We start from the raw sequence: 21913 nt of genomic DNA, 5'->3' as shown, positions 1-21913 counted from the left end.
TCAGTCCAGGCCGGCGCGTCCGCGTCCGGCCTTGATCTCCGAGCGGCGGCTCTTGCCTTCCAGCCGCCGCTGCCTGGACCCGAAGGTGGGTTGGGTCGCCTTGCGCACGCGCGGCGGCCGCGCCACGCTCTGCACGAGTTCGTGCAGGCGCGAGAACGCGTCGAGCCGGTTCATCTCCTGCGTGCGGTGCTGCTGGGCCTTGAGCACCAGCACGCCGGCCTGCGTGATGCGGCTGTCGCGCAGCGCCAGCAGGCGCTCCTTCACATCCTCGGGCAGCGACGAGGCCGGGATGTCGAAGCGCAGGTGGATTGCGCTGGACACCTTGTTGACGTTCTGGCCGCCCGCGCCCTGGGCGCGGATGGCCGTGACTTCCACTTCCGCTTCGTCGATGACCAACGCAGCGGTCATTCCAGCAACTGGCGCAGCACGTAGGGCAGGATGCCGCCGTGTCGGTAGTAGTCGACCTCGATGGGGGTGTCGATGCGCAGCGTCAGATCGGTCTGGTGCGTGCTGCCGTCGGGACGCGTGATCTTCAGCCGGGCATCGCTGCGCGGCGCCAGGTCGGCCTGCGGCACGATCTCGATCTGCTCGTCGCCCTTCAGCCCCAGCGACTCCCAGCTCTCGCCGTGCTTGAACTGCAGCGGCAGCACGCCCATGCCGACCAGGTTGCTGCGGTGGATGCGCTCGAAGCTCTTGGCCACCACGGCCTTGATGCCCAGCAGCTGCGTGCCCTTGGCCGCCCAGTCGCGGCTGGAGCCGGTGCCGTACTCCTCGCCCGCGAAGATCACGGTGGGCGTGCCGGCGGCGATGTACTGCATGGCGGCGTCGTAGATCGGCAGCTTGTCGCCGCCCGGTTGCATCAGCGTCAGCCCGCCTTCCTCGCGCGACCCGTCGGCGCCGGCCGGGATCATGAGGTTCTTGATGCGCACGTTGGCGAACGTGCCGCGCATCATCACATCGTGGTTGCCGCGGCGCGCGCCATAGCTGTTGAAGTCGGCCTTCTGCACTCCGTTCTCCTGCAGCCACAGGCCAGCCGGTGCGCTCGCCTTGATCGAGCCGGCAGGTGAGATGTGGTCGGTGGTGATGGAGTCGCCGAACAGCGCCATGATGCGTGCGCCACGCACGGCCACGGCTTCGTCACTGGCTGGCGGCTCGAGCGCGAAGTCGGCAAAGAACGGCGGCTCGGCGATGTAGGTGCTGGCCGGCCAGGTGTAGGTGGCACCGGCCACGCCCTTGATCTTCTCCCACAGCTTGCCGGGCTCGGTCTTGACCTTGGCGTAGTTCTCGCGGAAGGCCTTGCCCTTCATCGCGTACTTGAGCAGCGCGTGGATCTCTTCGCTGCTCGGCCAGATGTCGCCCAGGTACACATCCTTGCCGCCCTTGCCCTTGCCGACGGGCTCGGTCATGAGGTCGCGCGTCACCGTGCCAGCGATCGCGTAGGCCACCACCAGCGGCGGGCTGGCCAGGAAGTTGGCCTTGAGGTTGGGGTGGATGCGGGCCTCGAAGTTGCGGTTGCCCGAGAGCACGGCCGCGCAGACCAGGTCGTTCTTGGTGATGACCTCGTTGAGCTCGGGCGTGAGGTCGCCCGCATTGCCGATGCAGGTGGTGCAGCCATAGCCGGCGAGCGCGAAGCCGAGCTTGGCCAGGTAGGGCAAGAGGCCGGTCTCGGTCAGGTACTCGGTGACGATGCGCGAGCCCGGCGCGAGCGAGGTCTTGATGTGCGGCTGCACCTTGAGGCCGGCTTCCACGGCCTTCTTGGCCAAGAGGCCCGCGGCCAGCAGCACGCTGGGGTTGGAGGTGTTGGTGCAGCTCGTGATGGCGGCGATCAGCACGTCGCCGTTGCCGATGGTGATCTCGGGCGTTTTCTTCGCCGGTGCCGACGCCTCGGCCTGGGCCGCCGCCAGCGTGGGCTTGTTGCCCTCCATCTCCATCACCGGGCGGTCCGCGCCGCTGGGCGTGGGCGGATTCTGGGGCACCTTGTCCAGCTTGGGTTCGTCGTTGGTGCGCACCTGGTGGCGCGTGCCCAGCACCGCGGCCGGTTGGTTGAAGCCGTTCTCGGCCGACGGTTTGGAGAACAGGCTCTTGAACTGGCTGGCCACCTGGCCCAGCTCGATGCGGTCCTGCGGACGCTTGGGGCCGGCCAGGCTGGGCGTCACGTCGCCCAGGTCGAGCTTGACCACCTGCGAATAGTCGATTTCGCCGGCCAGCGGCACGCCGAACAGGCCCTGGGCGCGGAAATAGGCCTCGAAGGCTTCGATCTCGGCCTTGGTGCGGCCCGTGCCCTGGAAGTACTCGATGGTTTTTTCGTCCACCGGGAAGAAGCCCATGGTGGCGCCGTACTCGGGGGCCATGTTGCCGATGGTGGCGCGGTCGGGCAGGGCCAGCGTGCGCGTGCCTTCGCCGAAGAACTCGACGAACTTGCCCACCACCTTGTGGCGGCGCAATATCTCGGTCACGGTCAGCACCAGGTCGGTGGCCGTGACGCCCTCGCGCAGCCGGCCGGTGAGCTCGAAGCCCACCACGTCCGGCGTCAGGAAGTAGACAGGCTGGCCCAGCATGGCGGCCTCGGCCTCGATGCCGCCCACGCCCCAGGCCACCACGCCGATGCCGTTGATCATGGTGGTGTGGCTGTCGGTGCCGACCAGGGAGTCGGGGTAGTAGACGTCCTCCTTGGTCTTGTGCACGCCGCGGGCCAGGTACTCCAGGTTGACCTGGTGCACGATGCCGAAGCCGGGCGGCACCACGCCGAAGGTCTTGAAGGCCTGCATGCCCCACTTCATGAACTCGTAGCGCTCGCGGTTGCGCTGGAATTCGAGCTTCATGTTGAGGTCGAGCGCGTTCTTCTGGCCGTAGTAGTCGATCATGATGGAGTGGTCGACCACGAGGTCGACCGGCACCAGCGGCTCGATGCGGCCGACCGGCTTGTTCAGCCGGGCGGCCACGCTGCGCATGGCGGCCAGGTCGGCCAGCAGCGGCACGCCGGTGAAGTCCTGCAGCACGACGCGCGAGACCACGAAGGGGATCTCGTCGGTGCGGGCGGCGTTGGCGCCCCAGTTGGCGAGCTGGTGCACGTGCTCTTCGGCGACGCGCTTGCCGTCGCAGTTGCGCAACACGGATTCGAGCACGATGCGCAGCGACACTGGCAGGCGCTGGATCTGCGGGAATTCCTTGGCCAGGGCCGGCAGCGAATAGAACTGCCCGGTCTTGCCGGATGCCGTGGTGAACTTCTTGCGGGTGCGCGCGAATGCGTGGGCCATGCCGGATGCTCCGTTTTATCTGGGTGGTGGGGCGGCGCCGCGGCTGCGGCGGGTGCCGGAGCATCCTACTCCGGGCTTGTAACAGCCGCGTCTGTGTGAACTATTTGGCATACGGACGAGGAGGCCGTTGGAGGTACAACCGCTCATCGCGCGCCGGGGGCCGCCTGACGCGGCCGGCGGGCGACACGCTTGTTTCGGTGGGTCGGGCGTTTAGCATTCGCACAGTCATGATTCGCCCATTCCGTGGCCATTCCCTTCTTCCTGCGGCCCGCGGCTTCACCATGCTCGAGCTCATGGTGGTCGTGGCGATCCTTGCCATCCTGGCAGCCTTGGCCGGACCCAGCATGGTGCCGGTGATCGAGCGCTGGCGGGTGCGGCAGGCGGCGGAGGAGATGACGGCGACCATTGCCTACGCACGGTCGGAAGCCGTCAAGCAAGGCGGCAATGTGTCGGTGGCGCGCAGCACGCCTGGAACCGCGCAGTGCGCCCTGCCCACCAGCGTGGCGGATTGGCGTTGCGGCTGGACGGTGTTCGATGGCACCAATGTGTTGCGTGTCTCGCCGCCCACCAATGGCGTCAGCGTCACGAACGCGAACGCCTCCGGGGCATCGTTCGCGCTCACGCGCTGGGGCGAGTTGACGGCGGGCGGTTCGCTGGTCTTCGTGGTCGCTTCCACGCGCAGCGGCTCCACCGTGAAGTCGGCCGTCTGTCTGGGCGGCGGTGGCCGCATCCGTACCAAGGCGGGAGCCAGCACATGCGACTGATGTTCCGGCGCCAGCGTGGCGTGACGCTGCTGGAATCCATGATCGCCATCGTGCTGGTGGCGCTCGGCGTGCTGGGCATCCTCGGTGTGCAGTTGCGCACACTGTCCGACACGCAGACGGCGGTGCGCCGGGCCCAGGCGATCCGACTGATCGAGGACCTGAGCGAACGCATGAAAGCCAACCCGGCTGCGCTGACGACGGCCGTGCTGACCAACTACACGGCTGGCTGGGGCGCCATCAGCGCCACGCCGCCGAACTGTGCGACGTCCACCGGCTGTGCGCCGACCGACATGGCGCTGGCCGACATCGCGCAGTGGAAGGCCAATGTGGCGGCGACCATGCCGCTCGGCGATGCTGCCGTGTTTGCCGTGGCTCCCAGTACGGCTTCCAATGTGCGCACGCAGCTGGGCGTCATGATCAGCTGGCGCGAGAACGAGCGGGAAGGTGCCGACGCGGCCGAGACCCAGGCCTACAAGGCGCCGTTCGCACAGCCCACCGTGAGTACCGGCGCGGCCTCCGGCACCACCACCGTGAGCTGCCCGGACAACCGGACCTGCCACCTGCAGTACCTGCAGCCCACGCTGCGCTGCATGCCTTACACGGCAGGGGATGCCGCCAATCCCGCGCTGTACTGCCCATGACACGTTCCAGACAGTCCGGGGTCACGCTGCTCGAGTTGCTGGTCGGTCTGGCGATCGGGCTCATGACCATCGCCGTGGCCTTGGGCGCGCTGCTGGTGTCGCGCAGTGTGTCCGGCACGGTCAGCGATGCCAGCCAGCTGCAGCAACAAGGGGCCTACGCGCTGCGCGTGATCGGCCAGCAGTTGCGCCAGGCCGGCTCCATCCGTCTGAACATGGCGTTCGGCGCGGCATCGGGGGCGGCGGCCGATCCGTCCCAGCGGGTGGCGTTCGAAACCTCGTTCGACCGCGCGAACGGCGCGCTGAAGGCCGACACCAGCTCGCCGCTGCAAGCCGGCTACCAGAACTACACCGAGTCCGTGAATGGCAGTGCAACGGAGCAGTCGCTGCTAGCCGACTGTCTGGGCAAGCGCTCTTCCACGGCCGTGGTCCAGAGCAATTTCCAGCTGGACAGTGCGACGGGCAATCTGCGCTGCGTGGGCTCCGACGGTTCGGTGGAGACCTTGATCGGCAATGTGGCGGACTTCCAGGTGCGCTATGTGCTGCAGACGATCAATGCGGCCGGTGCCAACATGCGGCGGGTCGCATCGGGCTCGATGACGGCAGCGGACTGGCCATTGGTCGTAGCCGTGGATGTCTGCCTGGAGATCTTCGGCGAGGAGAACATCGATACCGCCGGTGCGACCTACCGCAACTGCAGCTGGGTGAGCGGGCAGGCCGAGGCGGCCATGGGCAACCGCATGCGCATCGTGTTGCGCAACACCTTCCAGATGCGCAGCCAGGGGGCGGTGCGGTGACGCCGGCAACTGTCGCAACTGCCGCGACTGCCTGCGGTAGCCGTGCGCGCCAGCGCGGCATCTCGCTGCTGGTCGTCATGATCGTGGTGCTGCTGTCCTCGCTGCTGGCCCTGTGGGCCTTCCGCACCTCGCTCGTGAACGAAACCATCGTCGGCAACGACGCGGACTACCAGCGCGCCTTCGAAGCCGCCCAGGCCATGGTCCAGGATGCGGAGCTGGACATCCAGGGTGCGCGCGCTGACGGCACGGCCTGCGTCGCCAGTGCGACCGACGTCAAGGTATGCCGGATGGGCGACACCGTGGCCTATCCGGTGGAGATTGCGGATTTCCAGCGCATGGTGACGAGCTTGAAGTCGGCGGATGCCGCCGCTCCGTCGTGCCGCAATGGCATCTGCCTCATGCGCACCGGTGCCCAGGACTTCTGGACCACCCAGGCCTTGATCCAGCCATGGCTGGTCGACAACGTCGGCGCGCGCTATGGCGAGTACACGGGGGCCTTGCCAGCCACCGTCGGCAATCCGCTGCTCAGTGAACGTGGCTCGACGCAGGGCGCCGAGCGGGGCGCCTGGTACTGGGTCGAGGTGATGCAGTACACCGAATCGCAGTCGAGCGTGATCACCAATGCAGACCAAATCCTGGCGCTGAATCTCGACCCGCGCGTGGTCTACCGCATCACTGCCGTGGCGCGCGGTCTCAAGCCGCGCACGCAGGTCGTGCTGCAATCGACCTTTGTACGGCAGAAGCTCAGAAACTGAAGGAGGCCACGATGCGCGAACAACTCTGGGCCAGGCGCACGCTGGTGAGCGTGCTGATCGCGGCCATCGGCATGCCGCCGGCGGCATGGGCCGACCAGCTGGCGCTGGTGCAGTATCCGGCCGGTGGTGCCGTACGCCAGCCGGCACCGAACGTCATACTGACGCTCGACGATTCGGGCAGCATGGGCTACTACACGGGTGGCGGCACGACACAGAACGAAACGCGCACCACCTCGCGCATGTACGCGCTCAAGACGGCACTGCGCACCCTGTTCGATGCCAGTGCGCAGAACATCCCGGATGGCTCGATCCGGCTGGCCTGGAACACCATGAACAACTGCCGCAGCATCCCGTCGAATTCGGGCGGTTGCGGCAACCTGAACCGCATGCGCGTGCTGGACGCGACTCACCGTGCCAACTTCCTGAACTGGGTCGGCACGCCGGGCGTGAAGACCTCGGTCAACCTGACGGCTTCCGGCTCCACGCCGACGCACCACGCCTACATCGCCGCCGGGGACTACCTGGCCAACGGATCGACCACCAACGCCGAGAGTCCCTGGGCCAATGTGCCGGGCACGACGCTGGGCAACCCGGTGCTGTCCTGCCGCCGCTCCTACAACGTACTGATGACCGACGGCGGCTGGAACTTCTCGTTTGCATCCCACGGCACGGACGTCGCCCGGCCCTCCGGCACCACAGCGCCCAACGTCGATGGCACCAACCGAACACTGCCCGACGGGACGCTGTACGACGTGACCAGTGCCAACACCCGCATCTACCGGGACAGCTGGGGCCGGACGATCAGCGGCTACCCGGTCAGCACGCTGGCCGACCTGGCGTTCTATTACTGGGCCACGGACCTGGCGCCGGGGCTGACCAACAACCTGAGGAAGCTGACCGAGCGCAGCGGCACGGAGACCTTCTCGGGCTACGCGTTGCCAGAGTACTGGAACCCCAGGAACAATCCGGCGACCTGGCAGCACATGACGACCTACACCATCGGCTTTGGCGACGCGGCCGAATGGCGGACGGCGTTGACCTATGCCGGGTATCCGCAGTGGGACCTGAGCACCAACGACAACTTTGGCGGCTCGCTGCCCGACATGATCGCCGGCATCGGCGCCCGGACGGCCTGGCCCAATCCCTTCAAGGGGCCGAACGGCAGTGTGTCCACGTTGTCGCTGGAGGAGAGCAACAACCTCAACCTCGACGCCGCGAGCACCAACGAAGATGCCCGCAAGACCGAGCTCTGGCACATGGCGATCAACAGCCGTGGCAAGTTCATCGCCAGCACCTCGGCCGAAAGCCTGGTCGCGGCCTTCCGCGAGATCTTCAGCAAGATCATCGCGGACAACAGCACGCCGGTTTCCAGCTTCGCCAGCGCCTCGGGTTCGATCTCGCGCAGTGCGACCACGCAGTACACCTCGGGCTATCTGGCCGAGGACTGGCGCGGGTACGTGCTCGCGGACACCTTGTCGCAGGACCCGACAACGGGCGTCGTGAGCACCGCGCCCGATGCCGGCTGGGGGACACAGAACACGACGCCGGCCAACGTCACGACCGCCAACAAGCTCGATGCGCTGGCGGCGGCAGACATTCCCAACCGCCTGATCCTGACCTGGAGCGAGTCCGGCGCGCGTGGTACCTCGTTCCAGTGGACGCAGGACGCGACGTCGACGCCGGTGCTGAGCGGGCTCAGCACGGCGCAGAAGAATCTGCTCAAGGTCGAAGGGGCTGGCACGGTGTCCGATGCCGCGGCCGAACAGCGCCTGAAGTTCATCCGTGGGGACCTGACCCAGGACGGCAAGACCTACGAGAGCACGCCCTTCCGGTTGCGCAAGTCGCGCCAGGGCGACATCGTCAACTCTGCGCTCTGGTACGTGGCCGATCCGGTCAGCAACTACGCGTTCGACAGCTACGCCGCGTTCGCGAAGACCTATGCCAAGCGGCTGCCCATGGTCTACGTGGGGGGCAACGACGGCATGCTGCACGGCTTCTCCGGTGTGGACGGCAGCGAGAAGATCGCCTATGTGCCCAAGGGGGTGATTGCGAACCTGCCCGAACTTACACGCCCGAGCTACTCGCACCGCTACTACGTGGACGGCTCGCCGTTCAGCGGCGACGTGAACGTGGGCACGACCGCCACGCCGGACTGGCGCACCATGCTGGTCGGCACGCTCGGGGCGGGGGGCAAGGGCTATTTCGTGCTCGATGTGACGAATCCTGGCAGTTCCCAGACCGGCAGCAGCTTGGCCAATGACTTCGTGAAGACCAAAGCCGCGACGCTGGTGGTGATGGACAAGACCTCGGTGGCCGGCGCGACCACCGAGGATGCGGACATCGGCCACATCTTCGCGCCGCCGGTGGTGGACGACACCAACGCACTGAAGAGCACGCAGATCGCACGCATGAACAACGGACGCTGGGCCGTGGTCATGGGCAATGGCTACAACAGCACGAACGAGCGGCCGGCGCTGCTGATCCAGTACCTGGATGGCGGCAAGGAGTTGCTCAAGATCGTCGCGAGCGCCGCGACGGGGACCGGCAACGGCCTGTCGGCACCGCGCCTCGTGGATCTGGACGGCAATGGCACGGTCGATCTCGTGTATGCCGGCGACCTGCGTGGCAACCTGTGGAAGTTCGACGTGACCAAGGCCGCGCAGACCGACTGGCGGGTGGACTTCTCGGGCCAGCCGCTCTACACGGCGTCCTACACGAGCGGCAATGTCAGCTCGGTGCAGCCCATCACGGCGCCCCCTATCGTGCGCGCCAACGAGCGCAATGTCATCGGTCTCATGGTGGCGTTCGGCACGGGCCGCAACCTGACCGAAGGCGACCGCACCGACACCTCGGTGCAGAGCATCTACTCGGTGCTGGACAGCACCCGCTACAAGATCGAGTCCACCAAGGTGGTGGTTGACGACAGCGGCGGGGCGGCCACGCCGGTCGGCAGCGGCGTGAGCAGCCTGGTGCAGCAGACCGTGGGCACGTCCGTCACCGGCTCCGGTGTCAGCACCTCACGCACCTTCTGGACGATCAGCCAGAACGCCGTTGCCTACACCGGCACGGGGGCCAAGAAGGGCTGGTACCTGAATCTGCCGGCCAGTGGCGAACGCGTGCTGGCACAGATGGGCTTCTACGACAGCAGCAACATCATCGAGTTGATTTCCGAGGTGCCCGCATCGGGTGGCAGCACGACGGGCGAATCGTGCGAGCCAGCCTCCACCGCGGTGCAGAAGTACCGCACGCTGCTCAACATCATGGATGGCCTGCGGCCCTCGGTGCAGGTCATGGACACCAACGGCGATGGCCTCTACACCGCGGCCGACGGCTACACCTCCCGCATGACGGCGTCCAGTGCCGAAAACCGTGTGACGGCCGGCAACAAGGAAATCCGTGTCGGCAACGACCGGACCGACAAGCTGGCGCGCCTGCCCGAAATCCCGCTGCGCCCGAACTGGCGCCAACTGCAATGACCCAGATACGCTTGCGCCGCGCCGCGCGTGGCTTCACGCTGATCGAGATGATGATCACGGTGGCCATCGCCGGCATCCTGGTGGCCGTCGCCCTGCCGAACTACACCGAGTACGTGCGCCGTGGTGCTCGCGCCGAGGCGCGGGCCGCCTTGTTGCAGGCGGCGCAGTGGATGGAACGGTCAGCCACGGCCTCGGGCCGCTACCCGTTGACAGCCGCGTTTCCCGTTGCGATGGGCCGCATACAGTCTGGGCGCTACACCATCACGCTGGCATCGCCGGCGAGCGCAGGCGTCACCACAGACGAAGGCCGGACGTTCACACTGACTGCAACGCCCGCGGGTGCCCAGGCTGGCGACAAATGCGGCAACTTCACGCTGACCCACACGGGTGTGCGGGGTGTATCGGGCACCGAGAGCGTGCAGAACTGCTGGAGCCGCTGACCGTTTCCCCGCCAACGCTGCTCGGCTGCGACTTCAGCAGCAGCCCCACGCGCCGCAAACCCATCGTGCTGGCGCTCGGCCACCTGGATGGCCGCACCGTCCGGCTGGACCGCTTCGAACGCTTCACCACGCTGGCGGACTTCGGCGCCTGGCTGGCCCGGCCTGCCGACTGGGTCGGCGGCTTCGACCTGCCGTTCGGCCTGCCGCGCGAACTGGTGCTGGCGCTGGACTGGCCGACCGACTGGGCCGCCTGCATGGCGCACTACGCCAGCCTCACGCGGCCGCAGCTGCGCGCCCTGTTCCAGGCCTTCTGCGCAGCCCGCCCGGTGGGCGGCAAGTTCGCCCACCGCGCGACCGACGGCCCGGCAGGGGCGAGTCCGTCGATGAAGTGGGTCAACCCACCTGTCGCCTGGATGCTGCATGCCGGCGTTCCGCTGCTGCGCGCGGCCGGCGTGCACCTTCCCGGACTGGCCGATGGCGACCGGCGGCGCGTGGCGCTCGAGGCCTACCCGGGCCTGCTTGCGCGCGAAACCTTGGGCGGCCGTCGTAGCTACAAGAGCGACGATCCGCTGCGCCAGACACTGGCCCGGCGCCAGGCGCGCGCCGACCTGCTGGCCGTGCTGTGCGAGGGCGCGGGCGCGCCCCGCCTGGGCCTGCGCCTGGTGCTGCCGCCGGCAGCGCGGGCGACCATGCTGGACGACGGCAGTGGCGACCTGCTCGACGCCACGCTGTGCCTGGTGCAGGCCGCATGGGCGCAGGCCAGGCATGCAGCCGGCGACACCCGCTTCGGCATGCCGGCCGGCTGCGATCCGCTGGAGGGCTGGATCCTGACCGCGTAGCCTCCATCATCTGGTTGAAGAGTGCGCGTTTCATGTTGCCGATTCGTTGGCGTCTTGCAAAAATGTAGTTTCTTGCGAGGAGTGCCTGAATGACCGATACCGATCCGAACCGGGGCTTGCGTGGTTTTGCGCGCAAATGCATTGCCGTGGCGCGGGCTGTCGGTTTCGTTCCGCAGGCACGGCCGCCAGCGCATCTGGCACCGTGCCCGCATTGCGGCGAGCAGGCCGATCATGCCGGCAGGCGCTGCGAACATTGCGGCGAGGTCATGACGCCGCAGTCCAAATGGGACACCTCGCACGCGCCGCTGGAGCCGCGCGGCTGGCGCAAGTAACGCCGCGTTGCCGCCGCAGCAGCTTCAGTTGGCGGCGCCGTCGGCGCGGGAGATCACCGTCTCGTCGAGCTTGCGCGCCAGTTCGGTGACGGCCATGGCGGCGGGGCAGCCGGGGGCGCTGACCATCAGCAACTGACGCCGCATCACGGCCTCGCGGACCGTCGGGTCGGCCGGGATGTCGCCCAGGTGGATCAGGCGCACGGAGCGGCCGGTGGCACTGGTCACGAAACGGTCGAGCACCTGCTGCAGTTGCGAGGTGATGGCCCGGCCATCGCCGGGGCGGGCGGTCTGGTTGATGACCATGCGCACATGCTGGCGCTTGTGCTGGGTGGCCAGCACCTTGATGGCGGCATAGGCGTCGGTCAGCGAGGTCGGCTCGGGCGTGGCCACGACCATGACTTCGGAGGCCAGGGACACCGCGAACAGGACCACGTCGGAGATGCCGGCACCGGTGTCGAGCAACAGCACGTCGTAGTTGGGCATCACGCTGCGGATCACGCCCAGGAACTCGTCGCGCACTTCGGGCGTGAGCCGCGAGTACTCGACCATGCCCGAGCCAGCCAGCAGCACCGAAAAGCCGCCCGGCGCCTTGACGATGGCCTCGGCGATGGTGGCCTTGCCCGTGAACACGTCGTGCAGCGTGATCTTGGGGTGCAGGTTGAGCACCACATCGAGATTGGCCAGGCCGAGGTCGGCGTCCAGCACCAGCACGCGCTGGCCGCGCCGGGCGAGTGCGGCCGCCAGGTTGGCCGACACAAAGGTCTTGCCCACGCCGCCCTTGCCGCTGGTGACGGCCAGAACCCTGGCGCCGAGCGCCGGCGGCACGGACTTGGGGGGGGAGGGATCGCTCATCGTGTTCCTCTTACACAGCGCCACCAGGGGCGACGCCAGAACTCATGTCGATCCAGGCAGGATCTGCGGCGGCCAGATGGCCGAACAGCAAGTGTTTTTCCTCCGCGCTGACGGTGCTGTCGGGTTGCTCCTCCAGGCACAGCCGGTTGCGCCCACCGGTCTTGGCCACGTAGAGCTGCTGGTCTGCACGGTCGATCCAGAGTTCGGTGGTGGAGCGGATCCACTGCAGCGCGAACGCACCGCCGATGCTGACCGTCACGCGCAGGTCCACGCTGGGCGACACCCGGATCGGCGTGGCCTCGATGGTGCGGCAGATGCGCTCGGCCACCACCTGGCCGAAGGCCGGCTGGCAGCTGGGAAGCACCACGGCGAACTCTTCCCCGCCGTAGCGCGCGGCGGTGTCCATGGGGCGGATGCAGCCGGCCAGGGCCTGGGCCACGGCCTGCAGCACCTGGTCGCCGGCCATGTGGCCGTAGTTGTCGTTGACCGATTTGAAGTGGTCGATGTCCAGCATCAGCAGCAGCGCTGCCTCGCCCGAACGGGCGACGCGGTCGATCTCGGCCTCCAGCACCTGCTCGAGCTGGCGCCGGTTGGACAGGCCGGTCAGCGCGTCTTTCAGCGAGAGTTCGTTGAGGCCATCGATCACCGCCTGCAGATAGGTGGTGGCATCGCCATCGGCTGGCGGCAGCTCGACCGTGCCGGCGCGGGCCAACTGTGCGCGCGCCGCATCCAGGCGCAACTCGTGCAGGTCGACCAGGTTGGACGGGGCCGGATGGATCACAGATGGGTGGGGGGTTGAACCGGGCCAGTTTACCAGCGCGGTCCGGCTGCGGCGCTGTCACGCGGCGCTGCCGAACGCCGGAAAAACAGGCGGATCGACCCGTGTTTCAGGCCGGCTTTTGCATGCTCGGGTGCTGCAGCGCCGCCAGCGCTTCGGCGTCGGTGCGGTACAGGCGCAGCAACGGATCGGGCGTGCTGCCTGCCGCGGGCAGTTGGCCGGCACGCAACAGCACGCGCTCGACCGGCAGCTTCATGCCGGCGATGTGCAGGCAGATGCCGCGCTCGCGCAGCCCCTTGCGCAGCTGGCCGAACATCTCCACGCCGGTGGCGTCGATGTGGTTGATGGACAGCGCGAACACGCAGACGTGGCGCACGTCCGGGTGCGCGGCCAGGTGTTCCAGCACGGCGCGCTCGAAGGCGTTGGCCGAGGCGAAATCCAGCCCGCCATCCATGCGCAGCGCGCACAACCGGGGCGCCAGCGGCGGCAGGTGCCAGAGGTGGCGGTCGCGCAGGCTGCCGTCCGGGTGCAGGCCGATCTCGATGATGCGTGGGTGCAGCCGCTGGTACAGGAAGTGCGACAGGCTCATGAGCAGGCCGGCGATGACGCCCCAGTACAGCGCTGGTGCCGACAGCACCGTCACGCCAAAGGTCACGCCGGCCGTGACGGCCTCCACGCGCGACACCCGCCACAGCTGCACGAACGCTGCCGGCTTGACCAAGCCCATCACGGCCGCGACGACGATGGCCGCCAGCACCGCCTGCGGCACCGGGTGCAACAGCGGCGTGAACCAGACCAGGGCCGCCAGCACCACCACCACCGAGGCGATGGTGGCCCAGCCGGTGCGGGCGCCGGCGTAGAGGTTGAGCGCCGAGCGCGAGAACGAGGAACTGGTGGGAAACGCCCCGGACAGGCCGGACGCCAGCTTGGCCAGGCCCTGGCCGATCAGGTCCTGGTCCTGGTCCCAGCGCTGGCCGCCCTTCTGGCTGTCGACCTTGGCACTGGAGGCGGTCTCCAGGAAGCTGATCAGCGTGATCACCAGGGCCGGCACCAGCAAGCGACTGAAGTCCTGCCAGCCCGGCCACTGCGGCAGGTACAGCTGCGGCATGCCGGCCGGCAACGTACCCACCACTGCGCCGCCCGTGGCCTCGAAGCCGATGGCCCAGCTGATGGCCGCGGCGGCCAGCACCACCAGCACCACAGCCGGCAGCTTGGGCGACAGCCGACGCGACAGCACCAGCAGCACCAGCGAACCGATGCCGAACAAGGCCGCACCCGGGTTGACCTGCTGCGCCAGCTGCGCGGCATGCCAGTCGGCCGGCAGGCCCAGCAGGTCGCGCAGCTGCGACAGGAGGATCAGCACGGCGGCGGCCTGGGTGAAGCCCATGAGCACCGGCGCGCTGACCACGTTGAGCAGCCAGCCGAAGCGCGCCAGGCCCAGCACCACCTGCAGCAGGCCTGACAGTAGCGCCAGCCAGACCGCCAGGTTCACCCATTGCGGGCTGCCAGGCTCGGCCATGCCGGACAAGGAGGCAGCGATCAGCAGGCAGCTCAGCGCCGTGGGGCCGACCGACAGCCGGGTGGAGGCCGAGAACAGCACCGCGATCAGCGCCGGCAGCAGCGAGGCGTAGATGCCCGTCACCAGCGGCATGCCGGCCAGCGCGGCATAGGCCACGCCCTGGGGAATGACCATCATGCCGACCGTCAGGCCGGCCATGGCCTCGCCCTGCAGCGTGGAACGGCCGGGCCTGGGCCAGGCGAGGAACGGGAAGAAGCGGCGCCAGGGCCGGCGAGCGGGAGGGTGCGGGGCTTCGGGCATCATGCAGGGGCCCGGCGTGCTGCGGGCGGCGCATTCTCCCATCGTCTGTCTCCTCGCCTGTCGTGTTCCGTTCTCTCGCCGCCCTGTGCTGGACGCTTGCAAGCCTGTTGTGCGCACCGGCGCATGCCGCCGATGCATGGTGGGGCGTGGTCAGTTACGTCAGCGACGGCGACACGCTGTGGGTGCGGCCGGCCGATGGCGGCGCGCCGCGCAAGGTCCGCGTGCATGGCATCGATGCCCCGGAGCTGTGCCAGGCCCATGGCGCCGAGGCGCGGTCCGCGCTGCAGCGTGAGCTGCTCGGCCTTGCGGTGCGCGTGCAGCCGCTGCGCCACGACGACTACGGACGGCTGCTGGCGCGCCTGTGGCATGCGGACGAGGACGTGGCGGCCCGCATGGTGCGCACGGGCCATGCCTGGTCGTACCGCTACCGGAACAGCCCCGGACCCTACGCCGAGGAAGAACGCGAAGCACGCGCTGCCCGCCGCGGCCTGTTTGCCGATGCCGGGGCGCAGCGTCCCTACGCGTTCCGCCGCGCGCACGGCCCGTGCGGGTGAGTCCTCAGCGGCTGGCGCACACCGGGCAATGCGCTTGCCTGGGCACGCGCAGCGTGGTCCATTCCAGCTGGCGTGCATCGAGCATGAGCAGGCGCCCGGCCAGCGAAGGGCCGGCACCGCTGAGCAGCTTCAGCGCCTCCACCGCTTGCAGGCTGCCGATCACGCCGACCAGGGGCGCCAGCACGCCCATGGTGGCGCAGCGTGCTTCCTCGGGGGCGCTGTCGGGCGGGAACACGCAGGCATAGCAGGGCGAGGCTGCGTCGCGCGTGTCGAACACCGCCAGCTGCGCGTCCAAGCGGATTGCCGCGCCCGAGACCAGCGGCCGGCCGTGCCGCACGCAGGCCGCGTTGACGGCCTGGCGTGTGGCGAAGTTGTCGCAGCAGTCCAGCACCACGTCGGCCTCGCGCACCAGGCGGTCCAGCAGCGCCGCGTCGGCGCGCTGCGCCACGGCCTCGACCGCCACCTCGGGATTCAGCGCCGCGATGGCCGCGCGCGCCGAGTCGGCCTTGGGCTGGCCCAGCCGCGCCATGTTGTGGGCGATCTGGCGCTGCAGGTTGGTCAGGTCGACCTGGTCGTCGTCGACCAGCGTGATGCGGCCGACCCCGGCGCTGCCCAGGTACAGCGCCACCGGCGAGCCCAGCCCGCCGGCGCCCACCACCAGCGCATGGGCATCGAGCAGGCGCTGCTGGCCTTCGATGCCGATCTCGTCGAGCAGGATGTGGCGCGAGTAGCGCAGGAGCTGGTCGTCGGTCATGTCCGGATTGTGGCGGCAGCAAAGAAAAAGCCCCGCGACGCGGGGCTTGGGCCGGCAGTGGCGGGGATCAGTTTTCCTTCTTCTCCGCCGGGCGCTCGACCAAGGTCTTGCTGACCAGCACCGGGCCGCCCTTGAGCTGGTTCACGGCCTGGGCCAGCTGGAAGTCCTTGTCCGAGCCGAACTCGGGCGGGCGGCGTTCGGACACCGGCTTCTTGGCTTCCTCTTCCAGCCGCTTGCGGGCTTCCTCGCGGGCCTTCTCGCGGCCCGGATCCTTGACCTCGGGGCCCTGGCCGCTGTTCAGGTGCTTCTCCAGGTCGGCCTCGCGCGTGCGCAGGGCGGCGAACGGGCTGCCTTCCTCGGTCTCGTCGACCATCACGTCGGGCACGATGCCCTTGGCCTGGATCGAGTTGCCGCTTGGCGTGTAGTAGCGCGCCGTGGTGAGCTTCAGGCCCGTGTCCGGACCCAGCGGGCGCACGGTCTGCACCGAGCCCTTGCCGAAGGTCTGGCTGCCCATGATGGTGGCGCGCTTGTGGTCCTGCAGTGCACCGGCCACGATCTCGCTGGCCGAGGCCGAGCCCTCGTTGACCAGCACCACGATGGGCACGGTCTTGAGCGCAGCCGGCAGCCGCTTGAGCGGATCGGAGCCGCCGCGGCGCAGGTAGTACTCGGGCGCGGCCTTGTAGGTGAACTTGCTGTCGGCCAACTGGCCGTTGGTCGACACCACGGTCACGCCTTCGGGCAGGAAGGCCGCGGAGACAGCCACCGCCGCGTCGAGCAGGCCGCCCGGATCGTTGCGCAGGTCCAGCACCAGGCCCTTGAGGTTGGGCTCCTGCTTGTAGATTTCCTCGAGCTTGCGCGCGAAGTCGTCCACCGTGCGGTCCTGGAACTGGCTCAGGCGGACCCAGGCGTAGCCTGGTTCCACGACCTTGCCCTTGACCGACTGGGTACGGATCTCCTCGCGCGTGATCGAGACCGGGAAGGTGCGGCTCTCGTCCTTGCGGAAGATGGTCAGGTCGACCTTGGTGTTGGGCTCGCCGCGCATGCGCTTGACGGCGTCGTTGAGCGACAGGCCCTTGACGGCCGTGTCGTCGATCTTGGTGATCAGGTCACCGGGCTTGAGGCCGGCGCGGAAGGCTGGCGAGCCTTCGATCGGCGAGACCACCTTGACCAAGCCGTCTTCCTGCGTGATCTCGATGCCCACGCCGACGAAGCGGCCGGTGGTCCCTTCGCGGAATTCCTTGAAGGTCTTCTTGTCGAAGTACTGCGAGTGCGGATCCAGGCTGGCCACCATGCCCGAGATGGCGTCGCTGATCAGCTTCTTCTCGTCGACCGGCTCGACGTAGTCGGTCTTGATCATGCCGAACACGGCGGCCATCTGCTGGAGTTCTTCCAGCGGCAGGGGTGCCATGGCACCGCGCGCCACGGTCTGCAGCGACACGGTGGTCATCGCCCCTGCCAGGGCACCGGCTGCCACCCAGCCTGCGATCTTCAGTTTCTGACCCATAGCGAGCAATCCCCAGACAGGTTCCGACAAATAAGCGATTGGAATGCCGGATCGCGGGCCGGTTCCGCATGAACAGCGGAGAATTTTCGGCCTTTACAGGCCGTTCACTGAAATCAGGCCTTCTTGCCCTGTGCCGCCACCGCGGCGGCAGCGCGCGCCGCGGCTTCGGCATCGCCCAGATAGTAGTGGCGGATCGGCTTCAGACCTGCGTCCAGCTCGTAAACCAGCGGAATTCCGTTGGGAATGTTCAGGCCCACGATGTCGGCGTCGGAGATGCCGTCCAGGTACTTGACCAGCGCCCGGATAGAGTTGCCGTGCGCGGCCACCACCACCTTGCGGCCCGACTGGATGGCGGGCGCCATGGCTTCGTTCCAGAACGGCAGCACACGCGCCACGGTGTCCTTCAGGCACTCCGTCAGCGGAATCTGCTCAGGCGCGAGCTTGGCGTAGCGCAGGTCGCCGCGCTCGCTGCGCGGGTCGGTGGCTTCCAGCGCCGGCGGCGGCGTGTCGTAGCTGCGGCGCCAGACCAGCACCTGCTCGTCGCCGTATTGCTTGGCCGTTTCGGCCTTGTTCAGACCCTGCAGCGCGCCGTAGTGGCGCTCGTTCAGGCGCCAGCTGTGCACCACGGGCAGCCAGGTGCGGTCCATCTCGTCCAGCGTGTGCCACAGCGTGCGCGTGGCGCGCTTGAGCACGCTGGTGTAGGCCACGTCGAATTCATAGCCTTCGGCGCGCAGCAGGCGGCCGGCGTTCTTGGCCTGTTCGACGCCGGTTTCCGTCAGGTCGACGTCGGTCCAGCCGGTGAATCGGTTCTCGAGGTTCCAGGTCGATTCGCCGTGGCGGATCAGGACGAGTTTGTGCATGGTGGTGAAGGTTCGGAGAGCGAGAGGGAATTGGGTCGGCGCACGCAGCGTACCGAAACCGGGCATTTTAGAATCGTCGACCCGCAGGCCAGATCGGCCGCGGTCCCAACGAGGAAGCCTCTGCATGAATTTCGTGATCGACAACTGGATGTTGTTCGCCGTGGCGCTGGTGTCCGCCAGCCTGCTGCTGTGGCCCATGGTCTCCGGTGCCGCCGGTGCCTCGGCACTGACGCCGGCCGGTGCCGTGCAACTGATCAACCGTGAAAAGGCGGTGGTGGTCGACGTCAGCGAGGAGGCGGAGTTCGCCACGGGCCATGTCGTCGGTGCGAAGAACGTGCCCTTCGGCCAGCTCGACGCCAAGTTGTCGAACGTGGTCAAGAACAAGGGCGTGCCGCTGTTGCTGGTCTGCCCGACCGGCGCGCGCGCCAACCGCGCCGTGGCGGCCGCCAAGAAGCTGGGCTACGAGAAGGCCCAGGCCGTGGCCGGCGGCATGAAGGGCTGGCGCGACGCCGGCCTGCCGGTGGAGAAGGCCTGATGCAGGCCGTGCGCATGTACACCACAGCGGTGTGCCCCTACTGCATCCGCGCCAAGCAGGTGCTCAAGGCCAAGGGCGTGGCGCAGATCGAGGAGATCCGCGTCGACACCGATCCGGCCGAGCGCAGCAAGATGATGGAATTGACCGGCCGGCGCACCGTGCCGCAGATCTTCATCGGCGACACCCATGTGGGCGGCTGCGACGACCTGATCGCGCTGGACAGCCGCGGCGGCCTGGTGCCGCTGCTGCAGGGAAGCTGACACGGCGCTCGGCCATAATGATCGGCTGACTGCCGCCCGCCGCGCAAGCATCCCCGGCGGGCTTTTTTTGACACCCGAAAGACCTCCATGGCCGAGACCCAAGCCCAAGCTCCCGTGTTCCAGATCCAGCGCATCTACCTGAAGGAAGCCTCGCTGGAGCAGCCCAATTCGCCGGCCATCCTGCTGCAGCAGGAGCAACCCCAGGTCGACATCCAGCTGGGCGTGGACGGCAACAACGTGGCCGATGGCATCTACGAAGTGACGGTCACCGCCACCGTGCACACGCGCGTGGGCGGCGACAAGACGGTGTTCCTGGTCGAAGCCAAGCAGGCTGGCATCTTCGAGATCCGCAACCTGCCGCAGGACCAGATGGGCGCCATCATGGGCATCGCCTGCCCGCAGATCGTCTACCCCTACCTGCGCGGCAACGTGGCCGACCTGGTCCAGCGCGCCGGCTTCCCGCCCGTGCACCTGGCCGAGATCAACTTCCAGGCCATGTACGAGCAGCAGCAGGCCCAGCAGGCCACCGCCGCCAACGGCGCAGCCCCGGTCATCCAGTAAAGCCGATGAAGATCGCCGTGCTGGGCGCGGGCGCCTGGGGCACGGCGCTGGCCGTGCACGCCAGCCGGCTCCCGGGGCGCAGCGTGCACCTGTGGGCGCGCGACGCCACGCAGGTGGCGCAGATGCGCGCGCAGCGCCGCAACACCCGCTACCTGTCCGACACACCGCTGCCGGCGCCGTTGCTGCTGGCCGACGGGCCGCTGGCGCCGCTGTGCGCGAACCAGGACCTGCTCGTCATCGCCACGCCCATGGCCGCGCTGCGCGCCATGCTGTCCGAGCTCGCGCCGCTGGGTCGGCCGCTGGCCTGGCTCTGCAAGGGCTTCGAGGCCGGCGGCGCCGGTCTGCTCGGCCATGAGATCCACCATGCCGTGGTCGGCGAGGCGCCGTTCGGGGTGCTGAGCGGCCCCAGCTTCGCGCAGGAGGTCGCGGCCGGCCAGCCGACCGCGCTGGTCGCCGCCAGCGCCGATGCGGCGCTGCGCGAGGCGCTGGTCCAGGCCTTCCACGGCCCCACGCTGCGCGTCTACAGCAGCGACGACGTACCCGGTGTGGAGGTCGGCGGTGCCGTCAAGAACCTGCTGGCGATCGCCACGGGCCTGTGCGACGGCCTCTCGCTGGGGCTCAATGCGCGGGCGGCGCTGGTCACGCGCGGCCTGGCGGAGATGACGCGGCTGGGCCTGGCCCTGGGTGCGCGCGCCGAGACCTTCATGGGTTTGTCGGGTCTGGGCGATCTGGTGCTGACGGCCACGGGTGACCTCAGCCGCAACCGCAAGGTGGGCCTGCTGCTGGCGCGCGGCATGCGGCTGGACGAGGCCGTGGCCTCGCTGGGGCATGTGGCCGAAGGCGTCTACAGCGCGCGCACCGTGGTGCAACGGGCTCGCGCGCTGCGTGTGGAGATGCCGATCGCTGAAAGCGTGCTGGCCCTGCTCGATGGCCAACTGCAGCCGCAGCAGGCCGTGGCCGCGCTGATGGGCCGCGAGCCGGCCGCCGACGGCGTGTAGTCAACTGGTGGCGGTGTAGGCCAGGCGCACGTAGATCGGTGCGAAGGCCTCGGCCTGCACGATCTCCACCAGCGTTTCCTTGCCCAGCTCCAGCAGCGCGATGAAGGTGACGACCAGCACGGTCGAACCCTTCTCCGGGTTGAACAGTTCCTCGAATTCGACGAACTTGCGGCCTTGCAGCGTGCGCAGCACCTGGGTCATGTAGTCGCGCACGGACAGCTCCTCGCGCGTGATCCGGTGGTGCTGTACGAGCTTGGCGCGCTTCAAAATGTCGCGCCAGGCCTCCTGCAGGTCCACCAGGTGTACGTCGGGAAAGCGCGGCTGCAGCGATTGCTCGATGGTGACCTGGGCCTTGAGGAAGTCGCGGCCGAACTGCGGCAGCGCGTTCAGCCGCGCGCCCGCCAGTTTCATCTGCTCGTACTCGAGCAGCCGGCGCACGAGTTCGGCGCGCGGATCTTCAGCCTCTTCGCCCTCGGCCGCCTTCTTGGGCGGCAGCAGCATGCGCGACTTGATCTCGATCAGCATGGCCGCCATGAGCAGGTACTCGGCCGCCAGCTCGAGGTTGCGCGTGCGGATCTCGTCGACATACGCCAGGTACTGCCGCGTCACGGCAGCCATGGGAATGTCGAGGATGTTGAAGTTCTGCTTGCGGATCAGGTAGAGCAGCAGGTCCAGCGGGCCTTCGAAGGCCTCCAGGAAGACTTCCAGCGCATCGGGCGGGATGTACAGGTCCTGCGGGATGGCGAACAGCGGCTCGCCGTACAGGCGCGCGAGCGCCACCTGGTCCACCACCTCCGGCATGGGGGCGGCCTCGCCGTGGGCGGGTGGCAGCAGCTTGGACTCCACGCGGCGTGGCGCCTGCGTCGATCAGCTGTTGTCGGTCTGGTAGACGTAGGGCTTCTGGGCCACCTGGCCCTGGCGGAACTCGGTCCAGACAGTGCGGTCCACCGCCTTGTCCCACAGCAGGGCGCGGCCGGCGCGCTGGCGCGCTTCCAGGTCGGGCTGCTGGGCCTTGAGCTGGTCGATGAACTGCGTGGCTTCGGACTTGTAATCGGGGCGGCGGAAGATGGACATACACTGAACCTTTCGAAGGCGCGGATTTTAAGGGGGGCGGCATGGCGGCGCGTTGGAACGGATTGG

23 protein-coding genes are annotated in these 21913 nt (G+C 68.4%); 13 read left to right on the top strand and 10 right to left on the bottom strand.

The window, feature by feature from the left end:
- Together arfB and ASF45_RS23910 are read right to left on the bottom strand one after the other, a co-directional pair.
- Positions 1-408 (bottom strand): alternative ribosome rescue aminoacyl-tRNA hydrolase ArfB, encoded by a 408-nt coding sequence (gene arfB, locus ASF45_RS23915; RefSeq protein WP_056669041.1) that lies wholly within the window; start codon positions 406-408, stop codon positions 1-3.
- Positions 405-3257 carry an aconitate hydratase gene (locus ASF45_RS23910; RefSeq protein ID WP_056669038.1) on the bottom strand — a complete coding sequence of 951 codons (2853 nt, stop codon included), beginning with the start codon at positions 3255-3257 and terminating at the stop codon, positions 405-407. The genes arfB and ASF45_RS23910 overlap by 4 nt, the downstream gene beginning before the upstream one ends.
- Before the next feature lie 227 nt (positions 3258-3484).
- Here ASF45_RS23910 and ASF45_RS23905 point away from each other — a divergent pair, with 227 nt between their 5' ends.
- From ASF45_RS23905 to ASF45_RS23870, 8 genes are all read left to right on the top strand, one after another.
- Positions 3485-4021, top strand: a complete 537-nt coding sequence (locus ASF45_RS23905) for a GspH/FimT family pseudopilin (protein ID WP_082551244.1) — start codon at positions 3485-3487, stop codon at positions 4019-4021.
- Positions 4012-4662 carry a type IV pilus modification protein PilV gene (gene pilV / locus ASF45_RS23900; protein WP_056669032.1) on the top strand — a complete coding sequence of 217 codons (651 nt, stop codon included), beginning with the start codon at positions 4012-4014 and terminating at the stop codon, positions 4660-4662. Before ASF45_RS23905 ends, pilV begins: the two co-directional genes overlap by 10 nt.
- Entirely contained in the window at positions 4659-5456 is a 798-nt protein-coding gene (locus ASF45_RS23895; RefSeq protein ID WP_063887772.1) for a PilW family protein, read from the top strand. Before pilV ends, ASF45_RS23895 begins: the two co-directional genes overlap by 4 nt.
- A complete protein-coding gene (locus ASF45_RS23890) occupies positions 5453-6211 on the top strand; it encodes a PilX N-terminal domain-containing pilus assembly protein (RefSeq protein WP_063887771.1) in 759 nt (252 codons plus the stop codon). Before ASF45_RS23895 ends, ASF45_RS23890 begins: the two co-directional genes overlap by 4 nt.
- 11 nt (positions 6212-6222) lie before the next feature.
- Positions 6223-9687 (top strand): pilus assembly protein, encoded by a 3465-nt coding sequence (locus ASF45_RS23885; RefSeq protein ID WP_056669023.1) that lies wholly within the window; start codon positions 6223-6225, stop codon positions 9685-9687.
- Entirely contained in the window at positions 9684-10127 is a 444-nt protein-coding gene (locus ASF45_RS23880) for a type IV pilin protein (RefSeq protein WP_056669019.1), read from the top strand. The genes ASF45_RS23885 and ASF45_RS23880 overlap by 4 nt, the downstream gene beginning before the upstream one ends.
- 65 nt (positions 10128-10192) lie before the next feature.
- On the top strand, positions 10193-10966 hold the full coding sequence (locus tag ASF45_RS23875) for a DUF429 domain-containing protein (protein ID WP_235581018.1): 774 nt from the start codon (positions 10193-10195) through the stop codon (positions 10964-10966).
- An 89-nt stretch (positions 10967-11055) separates the two neighbouring features.
- Positions 11056-11298, top strand: coding sequence for a hypothetical protein (locus tag ASF45_RS23870; RefSeq protein ID WP_056669016.1), 243 nt, complete (start codon positions 11056-11058; stop codon positions 11296-11298).
- 24 nt (positions 11299-11322) lie between these two features.
- Here the strand turns inward: ASF45_RS23870 and ASF45_RS23865 are convergent, their stop codons facing one another.
- The 3 genes from ASF45_RS23865 to ASF45_RS23855 form a co-directional block, all read right to left on the bottom strand.
- The gene (locus ASF45_RS23865) at positions 11323-12150 is read right to left on the bottom strand and encodes a MinD/ParA family protein (protein WP_056669013.1); all 828 of its coding nucleotides are present in this window, start codon (positions 12148-12150) and stop codon (positions 11323-11325) included.
- A 10-nt stretch (positions 12151-12160) separates the two neighbouring features.
- The gene (locus ASF45_RS23860; RefSeq protein ID WP_156473166.1) at positions 12161-12931 is read right to left on the bottom strand and encodes a GGDEF domain-containing protein; all 771 of its coding nucleotides are present in this window, start codon (positions 12929-12931) and stop codon (positions 12161-12163) included.
- Between the two features lie 106 nt (positions 12932-13037).
- On the bottom strand, positions 13038-14747 hold the full coding sequence (locus ASF45_RS23855; protein WP_056669963.1) for a SulP family inorganic anion transporter: 1710 nt from the start codon (positions 14745-14747) through the stop codon (positions 13038-13040).
- A 62-nt stretch (positions 14748-14809) separates the two neighbouring features.
- Between ASF45_RS23855 and ASF45_RS23850 the strand changes: the two genes are divergently transcribed.
- On the top strand, positions 14810-15301 hold the full coding sequence (locus ASF45_RS23850) for a thermonuclease family protein (RefSeq protein ID WP_082551243.1): 492 nt from the start codon (positions 14810-14812) through the stop codon (positions 15299-15301).
- A 4-nt stretch (positions 15302-15305) separates the two neighbouring features.
- Here the strand turns inward: ASF45_RS23850 and ASF45_RS23845 are convergent, their stop codons facing one another.
- From ASF45_RS23845 to gpmA, 3 genes are all read right to left on the bottom strand, one after another.
- On the bottom strand, positions 15306-16055 hold the full coding sequence (locus ASF45_RS23845; RefSeq protein WP_056669010.1) for a HesA/MoeB/ThiF family protein: 750 nt from the start codon (positions 16053-16055) through the stop codon (positions 15306-15308).
- Between the two features lie 67 nt (positions 16056-16122).
- Positions 16123-17559 (bottom strand): S41 family peptidase, encoded by a 1437-nt coding sequence (locus ASF45_RS23840; RefSeq protein ID WP_056669007.1) that lies wholly within the window; start codon positions 17557-17559, stop codon positions 16123-16125.
- Between the two features lie 113 nt (positions 17560-17672).
- Positions 17673-18419: a 2,3-diphosphoglycerate-dependent phosphoglycerate mutase gene (gene gpmA / locus ASF45_RS23835; RefSeq protein ID WP_056669004.1), complete on the bottom strand. Its 747-nt coding sequence runs from the start codon at positions 18417-18419 to the stop codon at positions 17673-17675.
- 124 nt (positions 18420-18543) lie between these two features.
- Between gpmA and ASF45_RS23830 the strand changes: the two genes are divergently transcribed.
- The 4 genes from ASF45_RS23830 to ASF45_RS23815 all read left to right on the top strand — a co-directional run bounded on the left by ASF45_RS23830 (position 18544) and on the right by ASF45_RS23815 (position 20773).
- Positions 18544-18954: a rhodanese-like domain-containing protein gene (locus ASF45_RS23830; RefSeq protein WP_056669001.1), complete on the top strand. Its 411-nt coding sequence runs from the start codon at positions 18544-18546 to the stop codon at positions 18952-18954.
- The gene (gene grxC / locus ASF45_RS23825; RefSeq protein WP_056668998.1) at positions 18954-19214 is read left to right on the top strand and encodes a glutaredoxin 3; all 261 of its coding nucleotides are present in this window, start codon (positions 18954-18956) and stop codon (positions 19212-19214) included. The genes ASF45_RS23830 and grxC overlap by 1 nt, the downstream gene beginning before the upstream one ends.
- Before the next feature lie 87 nt (positions 19215-19301).
- Positions 19302-19775, top strand: a complete 474-nt coding sequence (gene secB, locus ASF45_RS23820) for a protein-export chaperone SecB (RefSeq protein ID WP_056668994.1) — start codon at positions 19302-19304, stop codon at positions 19773-19775.
- Between the two features lie 5 nt (positions 19776-19780).
- Positions 19781-20773, top strand: a complete 993-nt coding sequence (locus tag ASF45_RS23815; protein ID WP_056668992.1) for an NAD(P)H-dependent glycerol-3-phosphate dehydrogenase — start codon at positions 19781-19783, stop codon at positions 20771-20773.
- Here ASF45_RS23815 and ASF45_RS23810 read toward each other — a convergent pair whose 3' ends face one another.
- On the bottom strand, positions 20774-21574 hold the full coding sequence (locus tag ASF45_RS23810) for a ScpA family protein (protein ID WP_082551262.1): 801 nt from the start codon (positions 21572-21574) through the stop codon (positions 20774-20776).
- A 66-nt stretch (positions 21575-21640) separates the two neighbouring features.
- A complete protein-coding gene (locus ASF45_RS23805) occupies positions 21641-21847 on the bottom strand; it encodes a DUF3460 family protein (RefSeq protein WP_056668986.1) in 207 nt (68 codons plus the stop codon).
- Positions 21848-21913 lie beyond the last annotated feature (66 nt).

Source organism: Pseudorhodoferax sp. Leaf265, assembly GCF_001422365.1.
Classification (GTDB): domain Bacteria; phylum Pseudomonadota; class Gammaproteobacteria; order Burkholderiales; family Burkholderiaceae_C; genus Pseudorhodoferax.
The sequence above is the reverse complement of the archived record's forward strand: the minus strand, read 5'-3'. Positions and strand labels throughout refer to the sequence as shown.